Origin of the sequence: Halorubrum amylolyticum, from assembly GCF_004114995.1 — an archaeon.
GTDB classification, from domain to species: domain Archaea; phylum Halobacteriota; class Halobacteria; order Halobacteriales; family Haloferacaceae; genus Halorubrum; species Halorubrum amylolyticum.
On sequence record NZ_SDJP01000009.1, the window covers coordinates 48,683 to 74,521 of the forward strand.

At 70.0% G+C, this 25,839-nt stretch carries 26 protein-coding genes and 2 pseudogenes; 9 read left to right on the forward strand and 19 right to left on the reverse strand.

Going from position 1 to position 25,839, the window contains the following annotated elements; genetic code table 11:
• Nucleotides 1-128 precede the first annotated feature (128 nt).
• On the forward strand, nucleotides 129-1,046 hold the full coding sequence (locus tag ESO89_RS08805; protein ID WP_128905163.1) for a PLP-dependent cysteine synthase family protein: 918 nt from the start codon (nucleotides 129-131) through the stop codon (nucleotides 1,044-1,046).
• Between the two features lie 112 nt (nucleotides 1,047-1,158).
• Here the strand turns inward: ESO89_RS08805 and ESO89_RS08810 are convergent, their stop codons facing one another.
• Entirely contained in the window at nucleotides 1,159-2,208 is a 1,050-nt protein-coding gene (locus tag ESO89_RS08810) for a threonine aldolase family protein (protein ID WP_128905164.1), read from the reverse strand.
• A gap of 129 nt (nucleotides 2,209-2,337) precedes the next feature.
• Between ESO89_RS08810 and ESO89_RS08815 the strand changes: the two genes are divergently transcribed.
• The gene (locus ESO89_RS08815) at nucleotides 2,338-3,909 is read left to right on the forward strand and encodes a carboxypeptidase M32 (protein WP_128905165.1); all 1,572 of its coding nucleotides are present in this window, start codon (nucleotides 2,338-2,340) and stop codon (nucleotides 3,907-3,909) included.
• Nucleotides 3,910-3,951: 42 nt separating this feature from the next.
• Here the strand turns inward: ESO89_RS08815 and ESO89_RS08820 are convergent, their stop codons facing one another.
• Together ESO89_RS08820 and ESO89_RS08825 are read right to left on the reverse strand one after the other, a co-directional pair.
• A complete protein-coding gene (locus tag ESO89_RS08820) occupies nucleotides 3,952-4,560 on the reverse strand; it encodes a hypothetical protein (protein ID WP_128905166.1) in 609 nt (202 codons plus the stop codon).
• A 60-nt stretch (nucleotides 4,561-4,620) separates the two neighbouring features.
• A pseudogene (locus ESO89_RS08825) lies at nucleotides 4,621-4,926 on the reverse strand (DUF7509 family protein); the annotation flags it as partial.
• 52 nt (nucleotides 4,927-4,978) lie between these two features.
• Here ESO89_RS08825 and ESO89_RS08830 point away from each other — a divergent pair.
• A pseudogene (locus ESO89_RS08830) lies at nucleotides 4,979-5,370 on the forward strand (winged helix-turn-helix domain-containing protein).
• Nucleotides 5,371-5,503: 133 nt separating this feature from the next.
• Here ESO89_RS08830 and ESO89_RS08835 read toward each other — a convergent pair.
• The 5 genes from ESO89_RS08835 to trpC form a co-directional block, all read right to left on the reverse strand.
• On the reverse strand, nucleotides 5,504-6,676 hold the full coding sequence (locus tag ESO89_RS08835; protein ID WP_128905167.1) for a 3-dehydroquinate synthase II: 1,173 nt from the start codon (nucleotides 6,674-6,676) through the stop codon (nucleotides 5,504-5,506).
• 115 nt (nucleotides 6,677-6,791) lie between these two features.
• The gene (locus ESO89_RS08840) at nucleotides 6,792-7,583 is read right to left on the reverse strand and encodes a 2-amino-3,7-dideoxy-D-threo-hept-6-ulosonate synthase (protein ID WP_128905168.1); all 792 of its coding nucleotides are present in this window, start codon (nucleotides 7,581-7,583) and stop codon (nucleotides 6,792-6,794) included.
• Between the two features lie 82 nt (nucleotides 7,584-7,665).
• Nucleotides 7,666-8,586, reverse strand: a complete 921-nt coding sequence (gene trpA / locus ESO89_RS08845; RefSeq protein WP_128905169.1) for a tryptophan synthase subunit alpha — start codon at nucleotides 8,584-8,586, stop codon at nucleotides 7,666-7,668.
• Nucleotides 8,587-9,891, reverse strand: a complete 1,305-nt coding sequence (gene trpB / locus ESO89_RS08850) for a tryptophan synthase subunit beta (RefSeq protein WP_128905170.1) — start codon at nucleotides 9,889-9,891, stop codon at nucleotides 8,587-8,589.
• Nucleotides 9,888-10,739 carry an indole-3-glycerol phosphate synthase gene (trpC, locus tag ESO89_RS08855; protein WP_128905171.1) on the reverse strand — a complete coding sequence of 284 codons (852 nt, stop codon included), beginning with the start codon at nucleotides 10,737-10,739 and terminating at the stop codon, nucleotides 9,888-9,890. The genes trpB and trpC overlap by 4 nt, the downstream gene beginning before the upstream one ends.
• 150 nt (nucleotides 10,740-10,889) lie before the next feature.
• Here trpC and ESO89_RS08860 point away from each other — a divergent pair, with 150 nt between their 5' ends.
• A complete protein-coding gene (locus tag ESO89_RS08860; RefSeq protein ID WP_128905172.1) occupies nucleotides 10,890-11,354 on the forward strand; it encodes an MGMT family protein in 465 nt (154 codons plus the stop codon).
• A gap of 38 nt (nucleotides 11,355-11,392) precedes the next feature.
• Here the strand turns inward: ESO89_RS08860 and ESO89_RS08865 are convergent, their stop codons facing one another.
• Complete coding sequence (locus ESO89_RS08865; RefSeq protein WP_128905173.1) at nucleotides 11,393-11,857, reverse strand: DUF302 domain-containing protein; 465 nt, start codon at nucleotides 11,855-11,857, stop codon at nucleotides 11,393-11,395.
• 125 nt (nucleotides 11,858-11,982) lie between these two features.
• Between ESO89_RS08865 and ESO89_RS08870 the strand changes: the two genes are divergently transcribed.
• Nucleotides 11,983-12,411: a desampylase gene (locus ESO89_RS08870; protein ID WP_128905174.1), complete on the forward strand. Its 429-nt coding sequence runs from the start codon at nucleotides 11,983-11,985 to the stop codon at nucleotides 12,409-12,411.
• A gap of 76 nt (nucleotides 12,412-12,487) precedes the next feature.
• On the opposite strand, the gene ESO89_RS08875 is transcribed toward ESO89_RS08870, so the two are convergent.
• Nucleotides 12,488-12,997 carry a hypothetical protein gene (locus ESO89_RS08875; RefSeq protein ID WP_128905175.1) on the reverse strand — a complete coding sequence of 170 codons (510 nt, stop codon included), beginning with the start codon at nucleotides 12,995-12,997 and terminating at the stop codon, nucleotides 12,488-12,490.
• 232 nt (nucleotides 12,998-13,229) lie between these two features.
• Here ESO89_RS08875 and ESO89_RS08880 point away from each other — a divergent pair, with 232 nt between their 5' ends.
• The 3 genes from ESO89_RS08880 (at nucleotide 13,230) to ESO89_RS08890 (ending at nucleotide 16,276) form a co-directional block, all read left to right on the forward strand.
• Nucleotides 13,230-15,155 (forward strand): beta-CASP ribonuclease aCPSF1, encoded by a 1,926-nt coding sequence (locus ESO89_RS08880; RefSeq protein ID WP_128905176.1) that lies wholly within the window; start codon nucleotides 13,230-13,232, stop codon nucleotides 15,153-15,155.
• Nucleotides 15,156-15,252: 97 nt separating this feature from the next.
• The gene (locus ESO89_RS08885) at nucleotides 15,253-15,624 is read left to right on the forward strand and encodes a methylglyoxal synthase (protein ID WP_128905177.1); all 372 of its coding nucleotides are present in this window, start codon (nucleotides 15,253-15,255) and stop codon (nucleotides 15,622-15,624) included.
• Between the two features lie 124 nt (nucleotides 15,625-15,748).
• Complete coding sequence (locus ESO89_RS08890; RefSeq protein ID WP_128905178.1) at nucleotides 15,749-16,276, forward strand: DUF7332 family protein; 528 nt, start codon at nucleotides 15,749-15,751, stop codon at nucleotides 16,274-16,276.
• A gap of 57 nt (nucleotides 16,277-16,333) precedes the next feature.
• Here the strand turns inward: ESO89_RS08890 and ESO89_RS08895 are convergent, their stop codons facing one another.
• The 3 genes from ESO89_RS08895 to ESO89_RS08905 all read right to left on the reverse strand — a co-directional run bounded on the left by ESO89_RS08895 (nucleotide 16,334) and on the right by ESO89_RS08905 (nucleotide 18,305).
• Nucleotides 16,334-16,957, reverse strand: coding sequence for a hypothetical protein (locus tag ESO89_RS08895; RefSeq protein WP_128905179.1), 624 nt, complete (start codon nucleotides 16,955-16,957; stop codon nucleotides 16,334-16,336).
• 41 nt (nucleotides 16,958-16,998) lie between these two features.
• A complete protein-coding gene (locus ESO89_RS08900) occupies nucleotides 16,999-17,319 on the reverse strand; it encodes a transcription factor S (protein ID WP_128905180.1) in 321 nt (106 codons plus the stop codon).
• Nucleotides 17,320-17,393: 74 nt separating this feature from the next.
• Nucleotides 17,394-18,305 carry an alanyl-tRNA editing protein gene (locus ESO89_RS08905; RefSeq protein WP_128905181.1) on the reverse strand — a complete coding sequence of 304 codons (912 nt, stop codon included), beginning with the start codon at nucleotides 18,303-18,305 and terminating at the stop codon, nucleotides 17,394-17,396.
• Nucleotides 18,306-18,505: 200 nt separating this feature from the next.
• On the opposite strand from ESO89_RS08905, the gene ESO89_RS08910 reads away from it, so the two are divergent.
• Entirely contained in the window at nucleotides 18,506-20,287 is a 1,782-nt protein-coding gene (locus ESO89_RS08910; protein ID WP_128905182.1) for a DUF7289 family protein, read from the forward strand.
• Nucleotides 20,288-20,367: 80 nt separating this feature from the next.
• Here ESO89_RS08910 and ESO89_RS08915 read toward each other — a convergent pair whose 3' ends face one another.
• Genes ESO89_RS08915 through ESO89_RS08940 form a run of 6 tightly spaced genes read right to left on the reverse strand, consistent with a single transcriptional unit; the run spans nucleotide 20,368 to nucleotide 25,838 of the window.
• A complete protein-coding gene (locus ESO89_RS08915) occupies nucleotides 20,368-21,192 on the reverse strand; it encodes a DUF7289 family protein (RefSeq protein WP_128905183.1) in 825 nt (274 codons plus the stop codon).
• On the reverse strand, nucleotides 21,189-21,689 hold the full coding sequence (locus ESO89_RS08920; protein WP_128905184.1) for a DUF7266 family protein: 501 nt from the start codon (nucleotides 21,687-21,689) through the stop codon (nucleotides 21,189-21,191). Before ESO89_RS08920 ends, ESO89_RS08915 begins: the two co-directional genes overlap by 4 nt.
• Nucleotides 21,682-22,608 carry a DUF7261 family protein gene (locus tag ESO89_RS08925; protein ID WP_128905185.1) on the reverse strand — a complete coding sequence of 309 codons (927 nt, stop codon included), beginning with the start codon at nucleotides 22,606-22,608 and terminating at the stop codon, nucleotides 21,682-21,684. Before ESO89_RS08925 ends, ESO89_RS08920 begins: the two co-directional genes overlap by 8 nt.
• Nucleotides 22,596-23,195: a DUF7288 family protein gene (locus ESO89_RS08930; RefSeq protein ID WP_128905199.1), complete on the reverse strand. Its 600-nt coding sequence runs from the start codon at nucleotides 23,193-23,195 to the stop codon at nucleotides 22,596-22,598. Before ESO89_RS08930 ends, ESO89_RS08925 begins: the two co-directional genes overlap by 13 nt.
• Nucleotides 23,196-23,221: 26 nt before the next feature.
• Nucleotides 23,222-23,803 carry a DUF7287 family protein gene (locus ESO89_RS08935; RefSeq protein WP_128905186.1) on the reverse strand — a complete coding sequence of 194 codons (582 nt, stop codon included), beginning with the start codon at nucleotides 23,801-23,803 and terminating at the stop codon, nucleotides 23,222-23,224.
• Nucleotides 23,793-25,838, reverse strand: a complete 2,046-nt coding sequence (locus ESO89_RS08940; RefSeq protein WP_128905187.1) for a type II secretion system F family protein — start codon at nucleotides 25,836-25,838, stop codon at nucleotides 23,793-23,795. Before ESO89_RS08940 ends, ESO89_RS08935 begins: the two co-directional genes overlap by 11 nt.
• Between the last annotated feature and the right edge of the window lies 1 nt (nucleotide 25,839).

The following is a 25,839-nucleotide window of genomic DNA, read 5'->3' on the forward strand; positions in this document are numbered from 1 at the left end:
ACGCCGGCGACGCTTGTAAACGCCGCGTCGGTGGCAACCGGTTGGCGGGGGTCCGCCGAACGCGGCTTGCCGGACGCGATTTGCCGGTGTCCGTCGGGCATTTGAGTGGCGCTCCCCTCGGGCCGTCCATGGATGATGACGCGTTGGACGGACTCGGCTCGTCGCTCGTGCGAGTCGACTCGCCGCCCGGGACGACGGTGGCGGCGAAGGTCGAGTCGCGCAACCCGGGCGGTTCCGCGAAGGACCGCCCGGCGCTGTACATGGTCGAGGCGGCCGAGGAGGCCGGCGAGCTGACGCCCGGCGACGGGATCGTCGAGCCCACCTCCGGCAACACGGGGATCGGGCTGGCGATGGTCGGCGCGGTGAAGGGGTACGACGTGACGCTCGTGATGCCGGCGGGGAAGTCGGTCGAGCGTCGGCGGCTCATGCTCGCGTACGGCGCCGACGTGGAGCTCGTCGACGGAGATATCTCCGAGGCCAAGGAGCGCGCGGACGAACTCGAGCGCGGCGCCGGGACGGTCCAACTCCGCCAGTTCGAAAACCCCGCGAACCCGCGGGCGCACTACGAGACGACCGGAGCGGAGATCCTCGAACAGGTCGGCGACCGGACGATCGACGCGCTGGTCGCGGGCGTCGGCACCGGCGGCACCCTCACCGGGATCGGGCGGCGGCTCCGCGAGGCGTTCCCCGACGTGCGGATCGACGCGGTCGAGCCGAGCGACAACGCCGTCCTCTCGGGCGGCGAGCCCGGCAACGACCGGTTCCAGGGAATGGGTCCGGGGTTCGTCGCGCCGAACCTCGACACGGACCTGCTCGACGAGGTGCACGCGATCGATCTCGAGGACGCCGAGGCCGAGTGCCGCCGGCTCGCGCGCGAGGAGGGGCTGCTCGTCGGACAGTCCTCCGGCGCCTCCAACCTCGCGGCCAAAGCCGTCGCCGCCGAGATCCACGAATCGGGGGCGTTCGCCGGCGACGAACCCCTCGTCGTCACCGTCTTCTGGGACAGCGGCGAGCGCTACCTCACCGCGGGTACGTTCGACGAGTAGCGGGACGGACGCGACCGAAGCGCCGGATGCGACCGTTCCCCTCGCCGTGATCCCCTCCCTCGCGGTGCGAACCGATGCGCAATCGGGGCGGTGAGCGGTCGTGCGCCGGCGTTCAGGCGCCAAGCGTCGCGACCACGTCGCCGACCCGCTCGACCGCGGCGTCGATGTCGTCGCCGTCAACGTCGAGGTGGGTAGTGAACCGCGTCGTGTGCGCGTCGAACTCCACGCAGCCGACGCCGGCGTCCTCGCAGGCCGCCACGAGGTCCGACGCCGGGATACCGGCGCCTTCGGTGTCGACGACCGCGATGTTGGTGTCGGGCTCTGGCGCGCGGACTCCGTCGAGCGCGTCGAGACCGGCCGCGAGCCGCTCGGCGTTGGCGTGGTCGTCCGCGAGTCGGTCGACGTTCTCCAAGGCGAGCAGGCCCGGCGCGGCGATCATCCCGGCCTGCCGCATCCCGCCGCCGAACAGCTTGCGGACGCGGCGGGCCTCCTCGACGAACACCTCGTCGCCGGCGACGATCGAGCCGACGGGCGCGCCGAGCCCCTTGGAGAGGCAGAACGAGACGGTGTCGACGGGCTCGACGATGTCGCTCGCGTCGACGCCGAGCGCGACCGCGGCGTTGAACACGCGCGCGCCGTCGAGGTGAACCGGAACGTCGGCGTCGCGGGCGACCTCGGCGGCCGCCGCGATCCGATCGGCGGGGATCGCCGCCCCGCCGCGGTAGTTGTGGGTGTTCTCGAGCGCGAGGAGCCCGGTTCCGGGGCGGTGGAGGTCCGCCTCGACGAGCCCCTCCCGGACCGCCTCCGGCGTCGGGACGCAGCGCTCGCCCGCGTCGATCGTTCGAGTCTGTGCGCCCGAGAGCTTCGCGGCGCCCGCCAGCTCCCACCGGTAGACGTGGGACTCCCGTTCGAGCAGGAGCTCCTGTCCGGGCTCGGTGTGGACGTGGACCGCGATCTGATTGGCCATCGTCCCCGAGGGGACGTACAGCGCGGCCTCGGTCCCGACCGCGTCGGCGGCGCGGCGCTCTAACTCGTTGACGGTGGGGTCGTCGCGGTACACGTCGTCGCCGACCTCGGCGTCGCGGGCGGCCTCCCGCATCGCCGCGGAGGGCGTCGTGACGGTGTCGGATCGCAGGTCGATGAACGCGTCGGCTTCGGGCATTCGTCGGCGACGGTTCGTCGGCCGGGCGGAAATAGGTCGCGTTCCGGGCGGGCTCCGCCGCCTCCACCGGCGGGAGAGTCGACTTCCGCGTCCGGTCCCTTCTTAACCGACGCGGCCGATCCGCGGCGTATGGCAACGGAAGCCGCGACCGACAACGACGCCGACACAGCCGACGCCCCCGACGCGTACGACGCCCCCGACACAGCCGACGCCCCCGACGCGTACGACGCCCTCCTCGACCGCGTTCGACGCTGGAACGCGGTCGGGAGCGCCGCCGGCGTCCTCGGGTGGGACCAGCAGGTGATGATGCCCGAGGGCGGCACCCCCGCCCGGTCGAAGCAGCTCTCGACGCTCTCGTCGATCCGCCACGACATAGTCACCGACGAGGAGACGGGCGAGCTGCTCGACGAGCTGGCCGACGCCGACCTCACCGACGAGCGGGCGGCGGCCGTGCGCGAGGTCCGCCGCGAGTACGAGCGCGCCGACGCCGTCCCCGTCGATCTCGTCGAGGAGATCTCCGAGACCGGAACCGAGGCCCTGCGGGCGTGGGAGGAGGCCAAAGCCGAGGACGACTTCGAGAAATTCGCCCCGTACTTGGAGAAACACGTCGAGCTGAAACGCGAGTACGCCGAGCACATCGACCCCGATCGGGACCCCTACGAGGTCCTCTTCGAGGAGTTCGAGCCGTGCCTCTCGATGGAACGTGCGGAGTCGATCCTGACGGAGCTCCGCGAGACGCTCGTTCCCATGATCGACGCGATCCGCGAGTCCGACGCCGACCTCGCCGTCGACACCTTCGAGGGGACGTTCCCCGAAGACGAGCAGGAGGCGCTCGCGCGCGACACCCTCGAACTGGTCGGCTACGACTTCGATCGCGGCCGCCTCGACGTCTCCTCGCACCCGTTCACCGCCGGCAACCAGTTCGACTGCCGGGTGACCACCCGGTTCGACGAGTCCGACCCTCTCGGCGCGATCGGCTCAACGGTCCACGAGTTCGGCCACGCCCAGTACAACCTCGGGCTCCCGCAGGAACAGTTCGGGACCCCGCTCGGCGAGTCCCGCGATCTGTCGGTCCACGAGTCGCAGTCGCGGCTCTGGGAGAACCACGTCGGCCGCAGCCGGGCGTTCTGGGAGCTGTTCCTGCCGACCTTCAAAGAGCACTTCCCCGAGACCGACGACGCCACCGTCGAGGACGCGTATCAGGCGTTCAATCAGGTTCACGAGGACAACCTCATCCGCGTCGAGGCCGACGAACTCACCTACCACCTCCACATCGTCGTCCGGTTCGAGATCGAGCGCGACCTGATCCGCGGCGACCTCGCGGTCGAGGACGTCCCCGAGGTCTGGAACGACAAGTACGAGGAGTACCTCGGAATCCGACCCGACACCGACGCCGAGGGCTGTCTCCAGGACATCCACTGGAGCCACGGCAACTTCGGCTACTTCCCGACCTACTCGCTCGGCTCCGTGATGGCCGCCCAGCTGTTCGAGACGGCCGAGAGCGAGATCGACGACCTCGACGACAAGATCGCCGCGGGCGAGTTCGACGACCTCCGGGAGTGGCTCGCGGAGAACGTCCATCGGCAGGGCTCCCGCTACGAGACGAACGAGCTGGTGAAGCGCGCCACCGGTGACGACTTCTCGGCGGACGCGTTCACCGACTACGTCGAGGCAAAGTACGGCGAGCTGTACGGGATCTGAGGCGGAGAGGTCGTTTCTTGGCCGGCCGGTTCCGGCGTCAGTTCACAGCCGGAAGCCGGTCATCAGGACGATCAGTCCGAGCATCACCGCGGCCTCGAACAGCCCGACGACGAGGTTCTTCTTCTCGATCGCTTCGAGCCGCGAGGCGTCCGGGTCCGGCGAGAGCGTCTCGTAGTACGCGCTGAGCTGTAGCCGATGCGGGACCGCGAGTCCGAACGCGAACAGCCCCCAGCCGACGCCGAGCGCGACCGACGACCACGTCTCGGAGAAGCCGTACCCGAACCCGAGATCCGCCGTCAGGAGGACGGTCCCGGACAGCACCGTCGTCAGCGAGAAGCCGACCAGGAAGAAGACCGCCTTCGGAACCAGCGTGGCCGTCACCGCGGCCGAGGCCTCTTCGCCGAGCCCGCCCAGCGTCGGTCCGATGATCGCCGGGAAGATCAGTGCGAAGCCGAACCACACCGCCCCGGCCGCGACGTGGGTGTAGAAGAGCAGTTCCGTGCTGGCGACGGCGAAGCTCATCGCGAAGAACGCCAGCGGGACGAGGAAACTCCCGGCCGCGAACGCCGGGTTCGCGGCGTCCGCGAGGTGTTGAATGCGCTCCACGACGTTTCCCTCTGCGACGCGACCGGTCTCGTGACTGACAGCCATGGAAAGTGATCGGTGAATTTTCTGATAAAAATTGGGGTCGCCGCAATCACCGAACCGAGATCAGTTTTTCTTCGGAAGCGAACCGTACAGTTCCTCGTTCTGGATCTGCGTGCCGAACTGCGCACAGAGCCGGCAACAGTCGGCCGCATCGGAGAACGTTCGCACGCTGGCGTCCCACCGGGAGTGGACCGACCGGAGCATCGCGGTTCGGACGGACGGTTCGGTCGCGACCATCAGTCGACGCGATCGCTCCGGCGGCGTCGCTTCGGCCGCCGGCGTCGCTTCGGCCGCCGGCCGATCCATCCGGTTAGTGGCGAGCAGATATTCGAACACGCTTCCGATCTCGATCCCGACGCCGAGGTTATCTACTAGAGAACGGTTAACTGAATGGTTGCCTATCCCTCTCGTGAGAACGCGTATGGGTGAAACAGATCGTCGATCCCCGGGTGAGATTCGCCGTCCCGAGCCGCCGCTCCCGGAGGAGAGCGAGCTGACGCTCGAAGAGTATCTCGCGATGCAGCGGGCGATCGGCCATCCGATGCGGTTCCAAATCCTCCGAGCGCTCGTGGCGAACGACGAGCTGAGCGCGACGGACCTGAAACGAGTCGTCGACGCCGACGCCCCGAACTTCCACTACCACCTCAGCGAACTGGCAGATGTCGGGCTCGTGGAGAAGCGCCAGCGACGGACCGCCGCAGTGAGGGGTTTTACACGTACTACCGGCCGACCGGGATGGGACGCGGGATCCTCGAACACGGCGTCGAGGAGTTGATGCGACGCGAACGGGAGTTCGACGACGCCTATTCGTGAGCGCGCCCCCGATCACGTCATAGCGACTGGCGCTGTTCCCCCGCTCGCATACGGGGTCTCCCGTGCGGTCGACCCCGCTACTCGCCGGCCTCCGGCCGGCTCGCTTGTAAGTGGCTTCCCTTCGGTCAGCCACTCACTTCTCGATGATGCTCTCTTCGACCGCCTCGCCGAAGTGGCGCGCCACGTCCTCGTAGTAGACGAGCGCCTCGTCGCCCGCCTCCAGATCGGTAACCGCCTTCTTCCCGTCCGCGGTCGCGACCTTCACGGTCTCGGCGTTCTGGATCAACGTCTCCACGCGGTCGATTCCCTCCTCCGTCTCGACCTCCGCCTGGAGCCGGAACATGGGGCGCTTCTCGATCTTCACGCGTCCGACAATCGCCTCGCGGGTGTGACCCGCGGTGTCGACGATCTGTACCTCGTCGCCGCTGGTCAGCTCCGCGAGGTAGTTGGTGCCCCCCTCGGCGTTGCGGACGTAGGCGTGGACGGCGCCGGCGTTCACGCGGAACGGGCGCGACTCGACGTACGGCGACTCCGCGGTCTCGGCGTGGACGAAGAACAGCCCGCGCGACATCGACCCGACCAGCATCCCCTCGTCGTCGTCCATCAGCGAGCCGGTGTCGATACAGACGCGGTCGGCCATACCGGTGCGCTCGACCGTGGTCACCTCGGCGTGCCGGAGGTCCAGCGTCTCGCGGTCGGCGGCGTCGCGGGCGTCGACCGCGCCGCGGATCTCGTCGGGGGAGTCGGTATCGAGGAGGACGCCGTCGGCGCCGATCTCCAGCGTCTCGAAGGCGGTCTTGGCCTCGGCGGCAGTGGTCGCGCCCGCGACGAGGTGCGTCTCCTCGCCGACCCGCGCGATCAGGTTCTCCAGCGGGATTATCGACCAGTCCTCGCCGACGATCACCGTGAACTCGGCGTCGTTGGCGGCCTCCTCGGCGAAGCGCTCGTACTCGGTACCGAGCACCCGGACGTACGCGCCCTGCGCGCGGTCGTCGCGCCGGCGGACCGTCGTGAGGTCCGCGGAGCCCGACAGGTCCTCCGGCATGTCGATGGTGCCGTCACCCTCGCCCCCCTTCCCGACGAAGTAGGTGTCGGCCTCGGGGCCGTCCTCGGCGTCGTCGATCACGTCCGCCTCCGAGCGGAACGCGGCGACCGAGATGTCACCGAGGTCGCGGACGCGCCCCACGTCGGTCTCGTCGACGAGCACCCAGTCCGCGCCGGCCTCGATGGCGGCCGTGATCCGTCGCTTGCGCGCCTCCCAGTCGCCGACGTCCCCGTCGGCTTTCACCCAGACCGTGCGTGTCATTGTCGGAACCTCACGGCGGGCGGGCTTGAAAACTGCGAAAGGAACAGGAACCGCCCGCCGCCTACGCCTCGGCGAATCCGCCGGCGGCGAGCGCCTCGGCGAACCCGTCCGCTGCCTACGCTTCCACGAACCCGCCCGCGGCGAGCGCCTCGTCGACGCTCGCGTCGTCGTGGACGACCGCCGACACCGCGCGGGCGATTCCCTCCGGGTCCTCGTGCTGGAAGATCGACCGCCCCATCGACACGCCGGCGGCGTCCCCGTCCATCGCGCCGCGGACCATCTCCACGGTGTCGCGGTCGGTTCCCTTCGAGCCGCCGGCGATGACGACCGGGAGCCGGGTGGACTCCGTGACGCGCTCGAAGGAGGCGCCGTCGCCGGAGTAGCCGGTCTTCACCACGTCGGCCCCGAGCTCCTCGGCGAGCCGCACCGCGTGTCCGAGCGACTCGGGGTCGGTCTCGTCGACGCCGGAGCCGCGCGCGTACGCCATCGCGAGCACCGGCAGGCCGAGGCGCTCGGCGTCGGCGGTCAGCTCCGCCAGCTCCTCGATCTGGTCGGGCTCGTGGTCGGAGCCGACGTTGATGTGGAACGAGACCACGTCGGCGCCCGCGCGCACCGCGTCCTCGGCGGTGGCGGTGACGCGTTTGTCGCTCTCGTCGGGGCCGATCGTCGTCGACCCGTTGACGTGGACGATGTAGCCCGCGTCGTTCTTGTTCTCGTGGACGCGCGGCGCGATCCCCTTCTGGGTGAGCACCGCGTCCGCGCCGCCGTTCGTCACGCCGTCGATCGTCGACTCGATGTCGACGAGGCCGTCGACGGCGCCCATCGTGAGCCCGTGGTCCATGGGGACGATGAGGTACCGGTCGTTTGTGGAAATGCGGTCGAGTCGTGCCGAGAGTCCTGCTGTCATGATGGTGTCGGTCGTTGTGTGAGAGTGTGGCAATCGTAGGTAAGTGGGTTTCGTTCGGGGACGTATTGGCTCGAAGCCGCGATCACCGCGACTCCGCCGCCTCGGCGCGCGCGGCGTAGCCGCGCTCCGCGCCCGCCTTCAGCTCACGCGAGAGCGCCTCCAGCCGATCGGCGACCTCCTCGGTCGAGAGGCCCTCTTCGACGCCCTCGGCGACGATGTCGACGAGCGCCGAGCCGACGATGACCCCGTCGGCACCGCCGGCGACGATGCGCTCGGCGTGCTCGCCCGCCGAGATGCCGAATCCGACGGCCTTCGGCACGTCGTACTCGCGGAGCCGGTCGAGGCTCTGCGTGGTCTGGTCGGACACGTCGCTGCGCGCGCCGGTGGTGCCGAGCCGCGCCTGCACGTAGACGTAGCCGGACACCTGACTCATGATCCGGTCGAGCCGATCGCCGACCGTGGTTGGCGCGACGATGAAGACGAGGTCGAGCCCGAACTCGTCGCAGGCCTCCCGCAGCGGGTCGGCCTCCTCGGCCGGGAGATCGGGGACGACGAGCCCCTCGATGCCGGCCGCGGCGGCGCGCTCGACGAAGGGACGGGGGCCGGCCTCGCTCTCGGTTTCACCGCTCGCGTCCGAGGCGCGCTGCGCCTCGCTATTCCCGTACTGATAGATCAAGTTGTAGTACGTCATGCAGACGAGCGGCGCCTCCACGTCCAGCTCCTCCGCGAACGCGAAGAACCGGTCCGGCGTCATCCCGGCGTCGAGCGCGCGGACCAGCGCCCCCTGAATGGTCGACCCCTCCGCGATCGGCTCCGAGAAGGGGAGCCCGAGCTCGATCACGTCCGCGCCGCCGCGGTCGAGCGCCTCGACGTACGCCTTGGAGGACTCGTAGTCGGGGTCGCCGACCGCGAGGTACGGGACGTAGGCGGGGCCGTCGGCGAACGCCTCGGCGATGGCCTCGGAGTTGCCCGTCTCTTCCGTCTCCGCGCTTCGGTCCGCCATTCAGATCCCCCCCGTGAACATCGACATGTCGGGCGCCTCGTCGATGTCGCGCTTGTCCGTCTCCTCGATGGCGGCGTCGAGGTCCTTGTCGCCGCGCCCGGAGACGTTCACGACGACCCGCTCGCCGAGGTCCTCGTGATGCTCCTCCAAGAATCCGAACGCGTGTGCCGTCTCCAGCGCGGGGATGATTCCCTCCGTGCGGGAGAGCCGGTGGAACCCCTCCAAGGCCGCGTCGTCGTCGACGGCGACGGGGGTCACCCGCTCCTCGTCGACGAGGTACGCCAACTCCGGGCCGACGCCGGCGTAGTCGAGCCCGGAGGAGATCGAGTGGCTCTCCATGATCTGGCCGTCGGAGTCCTGCAGGAGCTTCGTGCGCGCCCCGTGGAGCACGCCCTCGTTTCCCGCGTACAGCGACGCCGAGTTCGGGGCGACGCCCGCCTCCTCGTCGACCTCCAGCGTCGATCCGCCGGCCTCGACCGCGTGGAGATCGACCGCTTCGTCGTCGACGAAGTCCGCGAACGCGCCCATCGTGTTCGAGCCGCCGCCCGCGCAGGCGACCACGTCGGTCGGGAGGTCGCCGGTCTTCTCGATCGACTGCGCGCGCGCCTCTTCCGAGATGACTGCTTGAAAGTCGCGAACCATCACCGGGAAGGGGTGCGGGCCGACGATCGAGCCGATGACGTAGTGGGTGTTCTCGACGGTGGTCGCCCAGTCGCGCATCGTCTCGGAGATGGCCTCCTTCAGGGTGCCCCGCCCGGTGGTGACCGGATTCACCTCGGCGCCGTTGAGCTTCATCCGGAAGACGTTGGGACGTTGGCGGTTGATGTCGCGCTCGCCCATGTAGATCTCGCAGGGCATGTCGAGGTGCGCGGCCGCCATCGCGGTCGCGGTGCCGTGTTGCCCGGCACCCGTCTCCGCGATGATCCGCTCTTTGCCCATGTACTTTGCCAAAAGGACCTGTCCGAGGGCGTTGTTCAGCTTGTGCGCGCCGCCGTGGACGAGGTCCTCGCGTTTGAGGAACACCTCGCGGTCGTAGCGCTCCGAGAGCCGGTCGGCGCGCTGGAGCGGCGTGGGCCGCCCGCCGAAGTCCGCGAGCCGCTCGCGGAACTCGTCCATGAACCCGTCCTCGTTGTCGAGGACGTAGCGCTCGTAGGCGTCGGTCAGCTCCTCGATGGCGGGCATCAGCGCCTCGGGGACGTACTGGCCGCCGTAGCGGCCGAACTTCCCGTCGTCGCGGCCGCGCTCGCGGCCGGGGCGTCGCGCCCGCTCCGTCTCGTCCGTCGTCCGCGTGTCGGTCTCGCTCATGTGGGTGTCTCCGTGGTGTCTCGGGTGTCGCTCTCGTCGTTCGCGCCGTCTCCGTCGGCGTCCGCACCGACCGCGTCGCCCGCCGCCTCCGCACGCGTCAGCGCTCGGGTGTTCGCCGCCACGTCGCCGTCCATGATCGCGCTCCCGACGAGCAGGGCGTCGGCGCCCGCCGCGCGCATCCGGCGAACGTCGGCCGCCGAGCCGATCCCGCTTTCGGCGATCAGGGCCACGTCGTCGGGGACGTGGGGCGCCACCGACTCGAAGGTTCCGAGGTCGACGACCAGCTCCGCGAGGTCGCGGTTGTTCACGCCGACGAGCGTCGCGCCCGCGTCGAGCGCGCGCTCCAGCTCGTCGCGGTCGTGGACCTCGACGAGGACTTGGAAGCCGCGGTCGCGCGCGGCGTCGAGCAGGTCCGGGAGTTCGTCGCCGACGAACCGGGCGATCAGCAGGACCACGTCGCTCTCGACGGCGTCGAGCTGCGACTCCGCGACGACGAAGTCCTTCCGGAGGACGGGTACGTCAACCGCCTCGCGCACGCGTTCGAGCGTGTCGGTGCTCCCGCCGAAGTGCGCCGGCTCGGTGAGCACGCTCAGCGCGGCGGCGCCGCCGGCGACCATCCCCTCGGCGAGCGCGATCGGGTCGTCGGCGCGGGTGCCCTCCGTCGTCGGGCTCGTGGGCTTCACCTCGGCGATCACGGGGACGCGCCCGTCCGCCTCGGCGCGGTCGAACGCCGCCCGCAGGTCGCGCGGATCGACCGCGACTTCGCCGGGTCGGCCCTCGGCCGCCCGGTCACGGGCCGCCGACAAGATCGATCTGACCGCCGGAGCCAGCTCGGTTTGATCCTCCATTAGTGTACACTAATGCACGTATCTGTTCATAAGGCTTGCGGGCGCGCTCGCCTCCGCGCGACTGGCTTCCCCGCGGCGGCCTCCCGTGATCGCGGTCCCCGACCCGGACGTGTCCCGTCGATTTAACCGTCGCCGTCACGGATCGCGGGTATGGACACGACGGGACCGTCGGGCGTCTTCGCCCGCGAGGTCGACGAGATCGGACGGGCGGTCGAGGTGGGCTTCGCCGGCGGCCGCGTCATCTCGGTGTCGTTCCCGGAGACGGCGCCGTCGGACGCGACCGCGGACCACGACCTGCTCGACCGGATCGAGGCGTACCTCGGCGGCGAGCGCGACGCGTTCGACGACGTCGCGACCGGGCTCACGGTGCCCACCGACCGCCGGGCGGTCCTCGAAGCGCTCGAAACGATCCCCTACGGCGAGGAGGTCTCGGTCAGTCGCCTGACGCGGCTGGCCGCGCTCGACGCCGACGACCCGGAGGACCTGGAGCTGGTGACCGGCGCGCTCCGCGAGAACCCGATCCCGATCCTCTTCCCGGACCACCGCGTGCAGGGCGGACCGTACGCCACGCCGGGAGACGTGCGAGAGACGCTCCGGCGCGTCGAAGGGCTGTAGACCGTAGCTCTGTCGGGAGCGAATTCGCGGTCGGCTCGCTACGTCTTCCCGTGCTCCTCGATGTTGTCCCAGACGACGGCCATCAGCTCGCCCGTCTTCTCCACGAGGTCGTCGACGGCGTCGTCGCAGTCGCCCGGCGCGCAGCCGAGGTCCCGGATCGCCTTCGTCGCCGATACGTGGTGGACGTGAACGAGGTCGTCGCCCTCGCGCTCGTACACGAGCGTGGTGCACGGTAACATTCCTGCGAGCGTCGGATCGATCGAGAGCGCGTCGTGCGCGATCTCCGGGTGACAGACGACGATCAGGGCGGTGCGCTCGACGTCGTCGTGGCCGAGCATCCCCTCGATCATCTCGTCGAGTCGGGTGACGCGGACCGTCTCGAAGTCGGCCAGCTCGTGTTCGATCTGCACGAACGGGACCGCGTCGTCGAACGGCACGTCGAGGGTCGTGTGGAGCGCCTCGTCGGCGGTCGGCGCGGGCGATTCGGCCGCAATGTCGCTCATACGGGCGCTTCCGGGGGCGGCGGTAAAAATGCTCCGCGCCGGCCATCCACTGCCGCTACCTCGGACGGGGCGCGTCGCTTGCCGGACGGGACGGACTTATCGGGCGGACTCGTCTCACATCATCCATGATCGAACTCTCACGGGCGGTCTACGACGACATCGTGTACCACGCGTACGGCGGCGGCGAAGCGGAGATCTGCGGCGTCCTCGCGGGCACCCACGGCACCGACGGCGAGCCGAGCGTCGTCACCGACACGTATCAGGCCGAAAACGTGGCCGAGACGCCCCAGATTCGGTATCTGATCGATCCCGAAGAACAGCTCGAACTCATCGAGACGGTCGAGGACGACGGGCTTGACGTGGTCGGATTCTACCACTCGCACCCGACCGGGCCGACCCACCCGAGCGAGACGGATGCCGCGCGGGCGACGTGGCCCGACCACTCGTACGTCATCTGCGCGCTCGACGGCTACCCGTTCGTCGGCTCGTGGCGCTGGCGCGGCGACGACGACGGGTTCGGGCAGGAGACGGTCGCGGTGCAGGGCGAGCGGTAGGGCGGCTGTCGGTGCCGGAACCTCGCACGGACGGCGACCCGACGGCGAAGCCACCGCGTCGTCGTTGTGTGCGCGCTCACCGGTCGGCCGGTGGCTCCACCGCGAACGGGCTCTCTCCCTCCCGCCAGTCCCATCCGGGGAGCCGCGTCTGGAACCCCGCCGCGAGCGCGGCGTCGAGGTCGTCGGCGCCGGCCGCGCCCGCGCCGTCGGCGGTCGCGTCCTCCGTGACCTGTACGTCGACGAGGTGGAACGTCGCCTGCGCGAGCAGCGAGAGCGGGCGGCCGCCGGCGATCGCCGCCGCCAGCTCGCGGCCGAGCACCTCGTCGACGACGAATCCGGGGTAGTCGCCCGCCACGTCGAGGTCGCGGAGCAGGGCGACGCAGCCGGCGACGTTGACCGCGACCTCGCCGTCCGCGAACACCGCGTCGACCTCGCGCCGGTACGCCTCGGGGGCGACGGGGTCCACCTCGGTGTCGAAGAGCCGGCCCAGCCGCTCACGGGTCCCGTTGATCACGGGGACGACGACGGGAGCCCGCTCGCGGACCCACGCGTGCTCGTCGCGGACTGTCTCGGGCGTGACGTGCATGATACCGGCCGTTCGCGGGCCGGGGGTTTGCCATTTGCGAAGGGTTTTATAACGACCGGGCTAATCATCGGACAAGCGGGTTTTCGCTGGCTGTTCCCGCACGGTACCACCTACGGACAGTACTACTACCATTATGCCTACCCCGTCACGGTCGACCGCTCGGCGCCGAGCCGCCTACCGGCATGCGACGCGACTCGACGGCGACGGCGATCCGGACGACCCGCGGTGAGATATGAGTCAAGTCGATAAGCAACTCGATACCCTGAAATCAGAGATCGAACAGGAGATTCCGAACGACATCACGGTCACCGACGTGAAATACGAGGGGCCGGAGCTGGTCGTGTACACGCGCGACCCCAAGCAGTTCGCCGGCGACGGTGATCTGATCCGGCGGCTCGCCTCCAAGCTCCGGAAGCGGATCACGGTCCGCCCGGACCCGAGCGCCCTCTCTCCCCCGGCACGCGCCGAGGAGGAGGTCCGGTCGGTGATCCCGGAGGAGGCCGGTGTAACCGACCTCGACTTCCACGAGGACACCGGCGAGGTCGTCATCGAGGCCGAAAAGCCCGGCATGGTGATCGGCCGCCGCGGCTCGACGCTCCGGGAGATCACCCAAGAGGTCGGCTGGACCCCCGAGGTCGTTCGGACGCCCCCGATCGAGTCCTCCACCGTCTCGAACGTGCGCGGCTTCCTGAAGAACGAGCGCGAGGAGCGACGCGACATCCTCGAACGCGTCGGCCGGCAGATCCACCGCGAGGAGATGTCCGACGACGAGTGGGTCCGGATCACGACGCTCGGCTGCTGCCGCGAGGTCGGCCGCGCCGCCTTCATCCTCTCGACGCCCGAGACGCGCGTCCTGATCGACTGCGGCGACAAGCCCGGCGCGGAGGGCGAGGTGCCGTACCTGCAGGTCCCCGAGGCGCTCGGGGCCGGCGCCGCGACCCTCGACGCGGTCGTGCTCACCCACGCCCACCTCGACCACTCGGCGCTCATCCCGCTCCTCTTCAAGTACGGCTACGACGGCCCGATCTACACGACTGAGCCGACCCGCGACCTGATGGGCCTGCTCACCCTCGACTACCTCGACGTCGCCGCCAAGGAGGGGCGGACGCCCCCCTACGAGTCGTCGCAGGTCCGCGAGGCGATCAAACACACGATCCCGCTGGAGTACGGCGACGTGACCGACATCGCGCCGGACGTGAAGCTCACCTTCCACAACGCGGGCCACATCCTCGGCAGCGCGGTCACCCACTTCCACATCGGCGACGGCCTCTACAACGTCGCCTTCTCCGGGGACATCCACTACGAGGACACCCGCCTGTTCAACGGCGCCGTCAACGACTTCCCGCGGGTCGAGACGCTCGTTCTGGAGTCCACCTACGGCGGCCGCGACGACTATCAGACCGACCAGGCCGACTCCGAAGAAGCGCTCAAGGAGGTCATAAACGAGACGTACGAGCAGGGCGGCAAGGTCGTCATCCCCGCGTTCGCCGTGGGGCGCTCCCAGGAGATCATGCTCGTCTTGGAGGAGGCGATGCGCGAGGGCGAGATCCCGGAGATGCCCGTCCACCTCGACGGGATGATCTGGGAGGCGACCGCGATCCACACCACCTACCCCGAACACCTCCGCGACGACCTCCGCGACCGGATCTTCCACGACGACGAGAACCCGTTCTTGGCTGACCAGTTCAACCACATCGACGCCGGCGAGGACGAGCGACAGGAGGTCGCCGACGGCGACGAGTGTATCGTCATCTCCACCTCCGGGATGATCGAGGGCGGCCCGATCATGTCGTGGCTCCGTCACATCGGCTCCGACCCGAAATCGAACCTCGTGTTCGTCGGGTATCAGGCGCAGGGGACGCTCGGGCGCCGCATCCAGAACGGCTGGGACGAGATCCCCGTCGACGGCTGGGGCGGCGGCGGCCGCGGCGACACGCTCACCCTAGAGATGGGGACCGAGGTCGTCGACGGCTTCTCCGGCCACGCCGACCGGCAGGGGCTGGAGAACTTCGTGAAGACGATGAACCCGCGCCCCGAGAAGGTGCTGTGCGTCCACGGCGACGAGCGCTCCGTGCAGGACCTCTCGTCGGCGCTGTACCACGACTACAACATGCGGACGTTCGCGCCGAAGAACCTGGAGACGTTCCGGTTCAAGTGAGGCCGCGGCGGCGGGCCGCCGAGCGGGACTTCGCCCGCTCGCCCGACGCGTTGCGCCGAGGGGAGTTTTTAAGCGGCGACGCGGCGACGATCCGCCCATGCGCATCGCGCTCATCGCTCACGACGAGCTGAAAGACGAGATGGTCGAGTTCGTCACCGCCCACGCCGACGCGCTCGGCGAGTGCGAGCTCGTCACCACCGGAACGACGGGGAAACGCATCGCCGACGAGACCGGACTCGCGGTGGACCGGCAGGCCTCCGGGCCGCTCGGCGGCGACCTCCAGATCGGCGCGAAGGTCGCCGACGGCGCGATCGACGGCGTGGTCTTCCTCCGCGATCCGCTCACGGCGCAAGCCCACGAGCCGGACATCTCCGCGCTCCTGCGCGTCTGCGACGTGAAGGACGTGCCGCTCGCGACGAACCTCGCCTCCGCAGAACTGCTCGTCGACGGGCTCCTCGGCGGGGCGTGAGCGCGGGGGCGGCGCCCCCGATGCGCGTCGACTTCCGTCGACGCGCACCCTCGCGTCCCTCCGCGTATCAGATCGGATAACCGACCCCGCGCCGTTTTTATCCGCCCGGACGTACCAGTCTCCCATGACACGTCGCTCCCGGACCCTCGCCGGCCTCGCCGCGCTTTCGGTCGCAGTGCTCCTCGTCTCGGCGACCGCGGGCGGTGCCCTCGTCGGGGGCGCGGCGGCGACGCCGACCGGCGGCGACGCCACGGGCGGGTCGAACGGCGGAACCGCCGCGGGCGACGGCGACCGGGTCGATCCCCCGACGCGGTGCTTCGCCGGCGAGGGGTACCCGATCTCGATCGGCGACTCCGGGGCGACGATCGAGTCGCTCCTCCACCTCTCCGTGCTGACCGATCCCGCCGCAGGCGACGAGTTCGGACTGGAGGCGGCGGGGACGCTCGACGGCGATCCGATCGTGACGCTCGGCGCCGGCGTCAGGCTGACCGCGCGGGAGGCCGTGGCGGACGGTGTCGACCCGTTCGCGGCGTTCGACGTGCTGTACGCCTACGAGATGCGGCTCCCGATGTTCGCCGGGTCGATCGGCGAGTCCGAGTACCGCGACGACGGGTCGCCGATCGAGTCGACCGCGGGCGCGGTACCCTGCTGATCCGCCCCGTCGCGGTCGACGGGCGGCTGTCAGTCCGTCGCAGTCGACGGGCGGCTGTCAGTCCGTTCCGTCGCAGGCGGCGGGCGGCTCGATCCCCCGCACGATCCCCCGGAGCTCTCGACGCGCGTCCGCCGGGCCCTCGCCGGGCGAGTCCGACTCCCCGCCGAGGGCGCGTCCCGTCTCGCCGAGTGGATACGCTCCCCCGCCGAGGGCGCGTCCCGTCTCGCCGAGTGGATACGCTCCCCCGCCGAGCAGGTACTCGCCCGCCGTCCAGACCGCGATCAGCGCTTCGACCGGCACGCGCCGACCCCCGGTGCCGACGCGTGCGATGCCGCGGAACGTCGAAAGCGTCGCCCGCGACGCGGCCGGATCGTCGATCGCGATCCCCCGGTCGCCGCGGTGTTCGACGTCCTCGATGCCGCGTTCGGCGAGGCGGTCGCGGAATCCCGAGCGAGCCCGGCGCTCGACGAGCGCGGTGAGCGCCGAGTTCGGCGCGGTCATCGGGCGGATTCGCAGGCGACTCGCGAAACAGAACGGGCGCGGGGGCTCCGTCGCGGTTCGCTCGTACCGAACCGTGCTCGCGTCGACCGAGACGGGACCGGCGGCGAACGCCCGCTCCGTCGCCTCGTCGACGCGCTGCCAGCCGTCGAGGCGGTCGCGGGGAACGACGGGCGGCTCCATGGACCGCCTTGGCCGCCGAGGTACCTAAAAAGAAACGCCGGTCAGTGGTCGTCTTCGCGCCACTTGTGCTCGCACTCGGTACAGACGAAAAAGCGGGTCTCGGACTCGTCGGCCGAGCGGATCTGCTGCATGTACCAGTACGCGCGGTCGTTGCCGCACTCCGGACAATGGGCGGTCGTCTGCGGGAGCCCCTTGTCCTCCGCGTCGCTCACGTCGACGATCTCCGACTCGACCTGCGACTCGGTGGTCCACTGGTCGTCCTCCTCCTCGCGTCCGATCTCGTGGCCGCAGGAGTCGCACACCCAGTGGTCCTCGCCCTCGCCGGACTTCATCATCGATCCGCACTCGTCGCAGAACTTCATGGCGGAACCAACCGCGGATCGTATTTAAACGGCGGGATCGCGGGCCGAAGAGGGCGGACTCGCGCGACCGCGCGTCAGCTTCCGTCGTCGACGCCGCCGACGTGCTCGGCCAGCGCGAACCGGACGCGCTCCTCGTCGCTCCCCTTCGTCTCTCGGCCGGTGACGACGACCTCGCCGATCTCGTCGGTGTGCTCGACGTGGGTTCCCGCGCAGGCGGTGCGGTCGTACGGCTCCGCGTCACAACCGTCGCCATCGCCGCCCTCCGCTTCTTCGACCGCGTCGCCATCGCCGCCCTCCGCTTCCTCGACCGCGCCGATCTCGACGATCCGGAGCTCCGCGATCGAGTCGGGGAGGAGGTCGATCCGGGTGCGGTCGGTGTCGAGCGTCGCCTCGGCCTCCTCGCGGTCCATCGTGTAGCTCCTGACGGGGCGCCGGTCGGCCACGAGTTCGTTGAGCCGGTTCTCGATCCGCGCGAGGTCGTCCTCGTCGAAGCGCTCGTAGGCCGCGTCGAGGTGCGCGTGGTCGTCGTAGAGCTGGTTGCCCGTCGTCCGCGCGTCGAACTCGTCCAAGAGCAGCGCCGAGAGCAGGTGTTGGGCGGTGTGGTATCGGGAGTGCGCGCGCCGCCGCGCCGCGTCGATTTCGCCCACCACGGTCGTCCCGGGTTCGGGGAGCGCGACGGCGTCGGTCGCCGAGCTATCGCCGGCTTCTGAAGTCCGATTCTCCGCCGGTTCGAGGGTGTGGTACACCGTGTCCTTCTTCCGTACGTCGACGACGCGCCAGCGTCGGTCGGCGGCTTCGCCCTCGGACGGTTCGCCGTCGATCGCCCCTCCGTCGGCGACGCGGAGCGTTCCCGTGTCGTGGGGCTGGCCGCCGCCGGTCGGGTAGAAGTGCGTCCGGTCGAGGACGACCCGGTCGTCGAGCGCTCGTTCGACGGTCGCCTCGAAGGTCGTCACCGCGTCGTCCGCGAGGTACAGCTCCTCGGTCATACCCGAACGGTGCGGCGCAGCGGGCTTAGGTGGTGCGTTCGTGGACTCGAACGCTCGTGGGTAGAAGATCGTGCCCGCGGTCGGGAGCAGTCCGAACCGTCCGCGGTCGGGAGCAGTCCGAACCGTCCGCGGCCACGAACCGCTCTCAGATCCGATATTCGGATGTTGACGCTTATCATCGTTCCCGACGGAGCGGCCCCATGAACCGCCCCGAGCGCGCACAGAGCGAGGTGATCGGAGCCGTGCTCCTCCTTGGACTCACGATCACGGCGATCGGGGTGACGGCCGGGATCGGGTCGACCGCGCTCTCGGACGCGCAGTCGTCCGCCGAGATCGAGCGGATCGAGGGGGCGATGACGCAGGTGGATGCGAAGGCCAGCCTCGTCGCTCACGGCGGGTCGCCGAGCCAGCGCGTCCGGCTCGATCCCGGCCGGAGCACCGGCGTGCGCGTCGACGGCGAGGCTGGGCTGATGCGGATCGAAGTGGAGACGGAGGACGGGACGGACACAGAGGAAGTCCGGCTCGGAACGGTCGTCTACGAGCGGGGCGACGACCGCGTGGCGTATCAGGGCGGCGGCGTCTGGCGCTCCAACGGGGACGGTGCGTGGATGGTCTCTCCGCCGGAGTTCCACTACCGCGGCGACACGCTCACGCTCCCGCTCGTGACGATCGACGGGGACGAACGGCTCGACGACTCCGCGGTCGTCACGAGCGGCGCGGATCGCCCGGACGGGGTGTTCCCCTCGGACAGCGTCTCGAACCCGCTCCTCGGCGGCAACGTCACGATCACCGTCGAAAGCGAGTACGCGGAGGCGTGGGGGCGGTTCTTCGAGTCGCGCACGGAGGCGAACGTCACGCAGCTCTCGCAAAACGAGGTCCGCGTCGCGCTCCGGACGGAGACCGTTCACCCCGCGGTCAGCGCGAGCGTCTCGGCGGTCGGGCAGTCCAAGCTCGCTCTCGGCAACGTCACGTCGCTGTACGCCGACAGTTACGATTCGTCGCGGGGACCGTATGATCCCGACGACCCGGGCTCGGAGGCCCGACTGCGAACCAACGGGAAGTTCCATCTGGCCGCCGATGGCGGCGGTCCGGACTCGCTCGAGGTTCGCGGAGACGTCGAGGCGGACTCGTTTAACCCCTCGACGAACAGCAATAAGTGGACCAGGAACACCGAGATAACGGGAGAGCTGATACGGAGCGACGAGTCCGTCGAACCGATCCCGGTCTCGGGTGCAATAACGGAGGGGATAACGGCGATCAGAGGGCTCGAACTCGACGAAACCGGCGACTACCGTGACGACGCCGAGTTCGACGGAACCGATCACGTCATCGACGAGGACACGTACGTCGCCGACGATATCGAGGTCTCAGACGGGGACACGCTCCGGATCGAGAACGGGGCGACAGTCCACGTCGGGGGCGGACTCAACGTGAGCGAAGGCGGAAGGGTCGTGTTCGACAGCGGGGGCGGCGATATCGGAATCCTTCTGGAGGACGACCTCTCAGCCCAGGGCGACGGGGCGATCGACTCGGTGGGCGGCGGTACCAACAGCCTGTACGTCGACGGCGGGATCGACGTTCAGGATCGGTCGTCGATAGGGACCGACGAGGACACTCGGTTCGACCTGTACAACACCGGCGAGATCGACGTGTCCGACGAGGCACGGATCGCCGCCGACGGGGACGTGGCGCGTAACCTCTGGCTGTACTCGAACGCCGGGGAGATCGAGATCGAGGGCGACGAGGGCGACGGCGTCGAGTTTGCGGGCGTTCTGTACGCGCCGGAGAGCAACGTTGAACTCGAAGACCGGATGACGTTCAAAGGGTCGTTCACCTCCGAACACTTCGGGTTCGACGACGCGGATCTGAGCTTCCACTACGACGAGTCCCTGCGCGGCTCCCGCCCGTTCGGTGGTGAGTCGGTGCCCGTGGTGAGTAACCTCCACGTCTCCGCGCACCGGGTGACGATCGAGAGCGACTGATCCCCGATCGGACGACTGCGCGCCGGTCGGACGCGTCGTCGCTGTCGTCGTGACCGCTTTCGTCGTCGCTTCCGCGGTCGTCACCGCCGCAGAGAGACGGTGCGGCCCACGTATCGAACGTACACCTCGTCGTCGTGAACGACCTTGGCGACGGCGACGCCGTCGGCGTCGGCCGGCGTCGCGTTCGCGAGGCCGTCGGTCCGGGCGAAGTACCGCCCCCACGCCTCGGCGTGTTCGCTGTCAACGTGGAGGTACAGCGGCTCGGTTCCACCGCCGAAACGATCGGTCCGCGAGTCGGGTGCCCGCTCCTCGACAGCCGTGATCTGGACGGCCCCCTCCCCGGCGACGACGGCGTCGCCGCCGCCGCGGACCAACCCGACGATGGGGAGCACCGTCCGGCCGTCCGCGGCGACGAAGCGCGGTTCGGACAGCATCACGGACCCGTCGCCGTCGCCGCGGACCAGGGCGCCGCCGTCGTAGGCGATCGTCGTGCCGTCGTCCCGGTAGGTGACCGGAACCGACGTCCACTCCGGGAGCGTCCCGTTGTCGACGGCGTCCGGGTCGTCGGTGTTCGCGAGGACGAACCGCGTCTCCCCCGAGACCGAGAGGGCGCCGCCGGCCAGTTGGAGCTCCGTCGCACGGCTGGGGTCGCCGTACCGCTGGATGTCCCGCAGGTTGTCGTCGAGCACATCGAACGCGCGCTCGACGTTGTCGACGCGCTCGGCCTCCCGTCGGTCCTCCACGCCGGTGATCCCGACCGCGAACACCGTGCCGATCGTGATCGTGATGAGCGAGAACACGAGGATGTACCCCACGACGTCGCTCACTCCCCTGTCGTCCGCCGCGAGAGAACGTCCACCCGGCGCGCCGCCGACGGAGACGGTCCGGTCCCGCCGGCCGCTCATCGCTCCGTCACCTCCAGTCCCGAGCCGTCGGCGCCGTCGTACCGGACCCGTATCGGGCCGCCCCGAACGCTCGACTCCTCGACGGTGAGGGTCGCTGCGTGGGGGATCTCGACGGCGATCTCCGGGTCGCGGGTGCGAAGCGTCACGGCCTCGTCGTCGACGGAGATCCGGTACGGACGCCCCGCGATCCGCGTCGGGAGGTCGACCGCGACCGAGACGGTCGCGGAGCCGGCGCCCCCGGACGGGTGATCGACCGCCGACGCGCGCGCGAGGCGGTCCGCGCTCTCGAGGTTCGCGACGGCCGTCTGACCGGTCACCTCGAGGTTGCCCCGGACGACCCTGTCGGTCTGCGAGTCGACGACCCCGCCGATCCCGACGACGACGCCCGAGAGCAGCACCGCGCCGATCGCCAGCGTCAGCACGTAGCCGACCGCGACGCTCACGCCGCGCTCGTCGCCGACGAACCGCGACCGCCCGGCGCCTTCGCGTTCACGCATCGGGCTCACCCGGGGCGACCCGGATCGCGGTCTCGAACCGGAGGTCTGCGGTGCGGTAGCGGAGGTCGATCGTCGCGTCGTACACGGCCTCCCGCGTCGTCAGCGCGGTGTCGCTGTCGGGCTCCGTCCCCCCCGCCACGGTCGCGGTCGCCTCCGCGTCGACGCCGCCGGCGTTCCCGAACTCGACGTCGTACTCGTCGTCTGCCAGCCCGGGCGGCCAGACGCCCGGACACGGGTCGCCGTCGAGCCGGTCGCCGGTGAGACCCAGCGTGACGGGAGGATCGGTCGACGACGACCGGCACCGCTCGGTCGGCGCCGAGCCGTTCTCGCCGCGGGCGACAACGACGTCGCCCCCGTTCTCGTACAGGTACACCTCGTGGGTGGTGTTGGCCGCGGAGCGGTTGAACACGACGCGGAACGCCTCGCCGCTCGCGTTCGCCACGTCCGTCGACGGCAGGCCGCCCTCGGCGGCGACCGAAAACGCGCGGGACCGGTCGACGTCGGCGACGGTCGTCGAGCCGTCGACCGGACCGGTGAGGTACCACCCCGACGTGGTGTCGACGGGGTCGACCGCGGCGATCCCGCCCCGCCTCGCGTAGCGGGCCGACAGGCTCCGGTCGAGTTCGTCGACGCCCGCTTCGATCTCCCCGCCGGTCGTGGTCCCGTTCCGGTTGGCGGCGTCGATCAGCGCCCCGGTCTCCTCGACGGCCGCCGCGCGGACCTCCAGCGCCTCCCCGTCGGCGGCCTCGATCCCGCGGGTGGCGACGTTCTCGCCGTAGACGCTCGCGTTCAAAAGCACCACGAGCGCCACGAGCGCGACCGCGACGACGAGCCCGGATATCAGCAACAGCTGTCCGCGGTCGGCCTCGCGGAAGCGTTCGCGCGGGCCGCCGCCGGAACCCGGGATTATAGCTGCCATACGGAGATCCGCACCTCCACGCGGTACACCGGCCGGGAGTCGCGGTCCGCCACGTAAAACTCCTCGTCACCGTCCGCAGCGACTTGGGCGAGCGTTCTGTCCTCGTACGTGGGCATGGTCAGGTTCGCGTCGTCCGCGAGCGCGACCGTTCGAGTCGCCGTCACGGCGTTGTCGCTCGGTGATCCCATGTAGACCATCCGCGTCGCGTTCTCGTACCACCGTCCGTGTCGGAGCTCGACGTTGAACGCGATCCGCCTGTCGCCGAAGGTCCGGTTCAGCGCCGCGCCGAACGAGTTCGGCGGTCCCCCTCGCGTGAAGGGGTCGGAACTCCCGCCGAGGACGAACGATTTGTCTTCCGGGTCCCATCGGAGGAGGGCGGCCTCGAGGTCGCCGTTCGCCGCGCTCGTCTCCAGCAGATCGGTCGCGACCGCGCGCTGCTGGTTCTCCAGGTGCTGGTTCGAGGTGCCCGCCGACAGCGGCGTGACGGCGGTCGCCTGCAGCGCGAACGTCAGCCCGGCGACGATCAAGATCGCGGCGGCGAACGCCTCCAAGGTGTGCGCCTGCGCGCGGTCGTCGGTCGAGGCCATCGTCGCCGCACCCGTCCCGGACACGGTCACCACACCCACACCGTGAGCCGGTGCTGGTCGCCGTCGATCGAGACGACCCGTTGCGAGACGCTGACGTCCTCGCGGGCGGCCCCGCCCGGGTCGTCCGCGCCCCGACGCAGCGTCACGTCCCGGCTCGCGTGCCGGGTGTCGATCGCGACCGTCGAGGCGTTGCCGACCGGTGCCGACTCGTTCAGCGCGTGGACCACGACCAGCACCTCCTCGTCGAGCCCGAACTGCGTCGCCGCGTCGTCCTCGACCCCGTCGGGGCAGTCGGCCGCGTCGGCGAGGGTGGCGTTGCCGCCGCCGCCCTCGAAGAAGGCGGCCGTACACGCGGGGGACAACACGCCCGGCTCCGTCGGGGACGCGGCGAGCAGATCGCTCGCGAGCCCGGCCGCGACGCGGTCGCTCACCACCGGCGAGGCAGTCGTCGTTCCGGCGAAGGGGTCGAATACGGTCGGGGCGAAGGCGATCACGAACGCGAGCGTCAGCAGGAACACGCTCGCGCCGACCGCGAAGTCGATCGGGGTCTGCGCGCGGGCAAGCGTCTCCTCCCGGCGCTCGCCCGACGCGGGGCGGCTACCCCACATAGATCCACACCCCCAGCGCGAGCGTCATCAGGACCACGGCGAACTTGACGCCGGAGACGATGTCCGCGTTCCGGATGTACCCGCTGATGAACCCCGAGAGGATCGCCTGCAGCGTCACGGCGTGGAAGAACAGAAGCGAGAGCACCTCCGGATCGACGCCCCCGCCGCCCCCGAAGCCGGCGCCGCCCGCTCCCCCGGCCGCGCCGCCGCCGTCCGCCTGCGAGGAGAGCCCGCCCATCACGTCGATGAACTGGGTCTGGAGGATCGCCATCACGCCGAGCAGGGTGACGTACGTCATCACGATGATCGCCACCTGCATCCGGGTCTGGGAGATCCGATCGCGCTCGATGTCGTCCTGGTTCTCCGAGGCCTGCGCCGCCGTGGTCAACACGTCCGTGATCTGCGAGGACGCCTCCTGCGCCTCCGAGATGAGCTTCACGGTTCGAGCGAGCCGCGGCACCGCGTACTTGTTGTTGAACTCCACCAGGGCGTCCCGCAGGCTCATCCCGTAGTTCACCTTCGCGTGGACCACCTCGAACTCCTCCGCGAGCTTCCCGCTCGACGTCTCCGAGACCGTCTGCACCGATTCGAGCAGCGTCTGCCCGGTGTCGTTCGCGGATGAGAGCTTTCGGAGGCTCTCGGAGAGCTTCCCCGTGATCGCCCGCTTGGACCGCCGGCTCCACTCGTGGAACACCGCGAGCGGCCCCATCACGAGGTACGCGGGGACGTACACCCAGACGAACGTCGACCACACCGGGCGGTCCACCCAGCCGTCGAAGGCCGTCGGCGCGTTCCCCGACGCGACCGCGACGCCGACGATGACGAGCGCGGTCGGCACGGTCAACGCGAGCGTGTACAGCGGGTTGTCCCGGAGGAACAGGTGCGGCGCGGAGACGATCTGTTTGGTCTTGTACGTCCCCTCCCGGTCGCGGATACGGTCGAAGACGCCGAACCGACCGACGAACGCCTCGATCAGCCCGAAGTGGAGCAGCCCCTCCTTGCTGGTCTGCCGGAGCCGCTCGCTGCCGCCGTCGGGCCGGAGGTAGCCGTCGCCCGGCTCGTCCTGCTTGACGGTGGAGACGAGCACGAGGAACCCGATCCCCGTCAGCGGGATGAGGGCGTACACCGTCGCGTACAGCAGGCGGTCGTCGGCCTCGCCCATCATCCCCATGATGACGAGGATGATGATGAGGAGCAGCGGGAACAGCGACAGCGTCATGTACATCTCGCCGAACAGCTCCAGCGTCTCCAGCGTCATCTCGCGCTCCTGTTTCGACGTGCGGAGGTGTTTCTCCTTTTTGTCCTTCAGGAAACTCTCCATGTCGCCGCCGGAGTTGACGATGGAGAGCATGTCCGCGAGGAACTGCGAGAGTTCGTCGGAGGGGGTCTCCATCGACTGCTGACGGATCGCGTTCCGGTAGTCGGTGCCGAAGTACTCCGTCTCGTTGACGATGCTCTGGAACTCGCGGGACACCTCGCCGTAGGTGTCCTCCGCCGTCGCCATCGCGCGCAGGATCTCCAACTGGTTGAGCCCCCCGACGGAGAGCGCGTACATGAACGACACCGAGTCGGCCAACAGGATGTTGATCTCGCGTTCCCGCGCCGACGCCCGCGAGTACGGGACCGCGACCACGCCGCCGAAGCCGAGCGCGAACCCGATCGACCCGAACACGAGGCCGCTGACGAGGATCGCGGCGGGCACGACGAGCGACCGCAGGAACTCCTGGACTGCCGGCGTGGGCGCGGGCACGCCGAGCGAGAGCGCGTCGGGATCGATCAGCCCGAGCGAGAACACGCCGTAGCCGGTCAGCGCACCGAGCGCCCAGAGGAGCCCGCCGACGAGCAGCCCGACGCCGAGCGCCCGGGAGACGTACATCTCCACCTGGTCCGGCATGCGGGCCTCCCCGAGCTTGCGCTCCACGTCGCCGACGAAGTCGCCCTCGGCGTCGAAGAGCAGCTCGAAGACCGGATAGAACAGCTCCGCGAGGAGGTTCCCGTCGACGGAGCCGTCGCCGACGCCGGTGTCGAGGCTCACG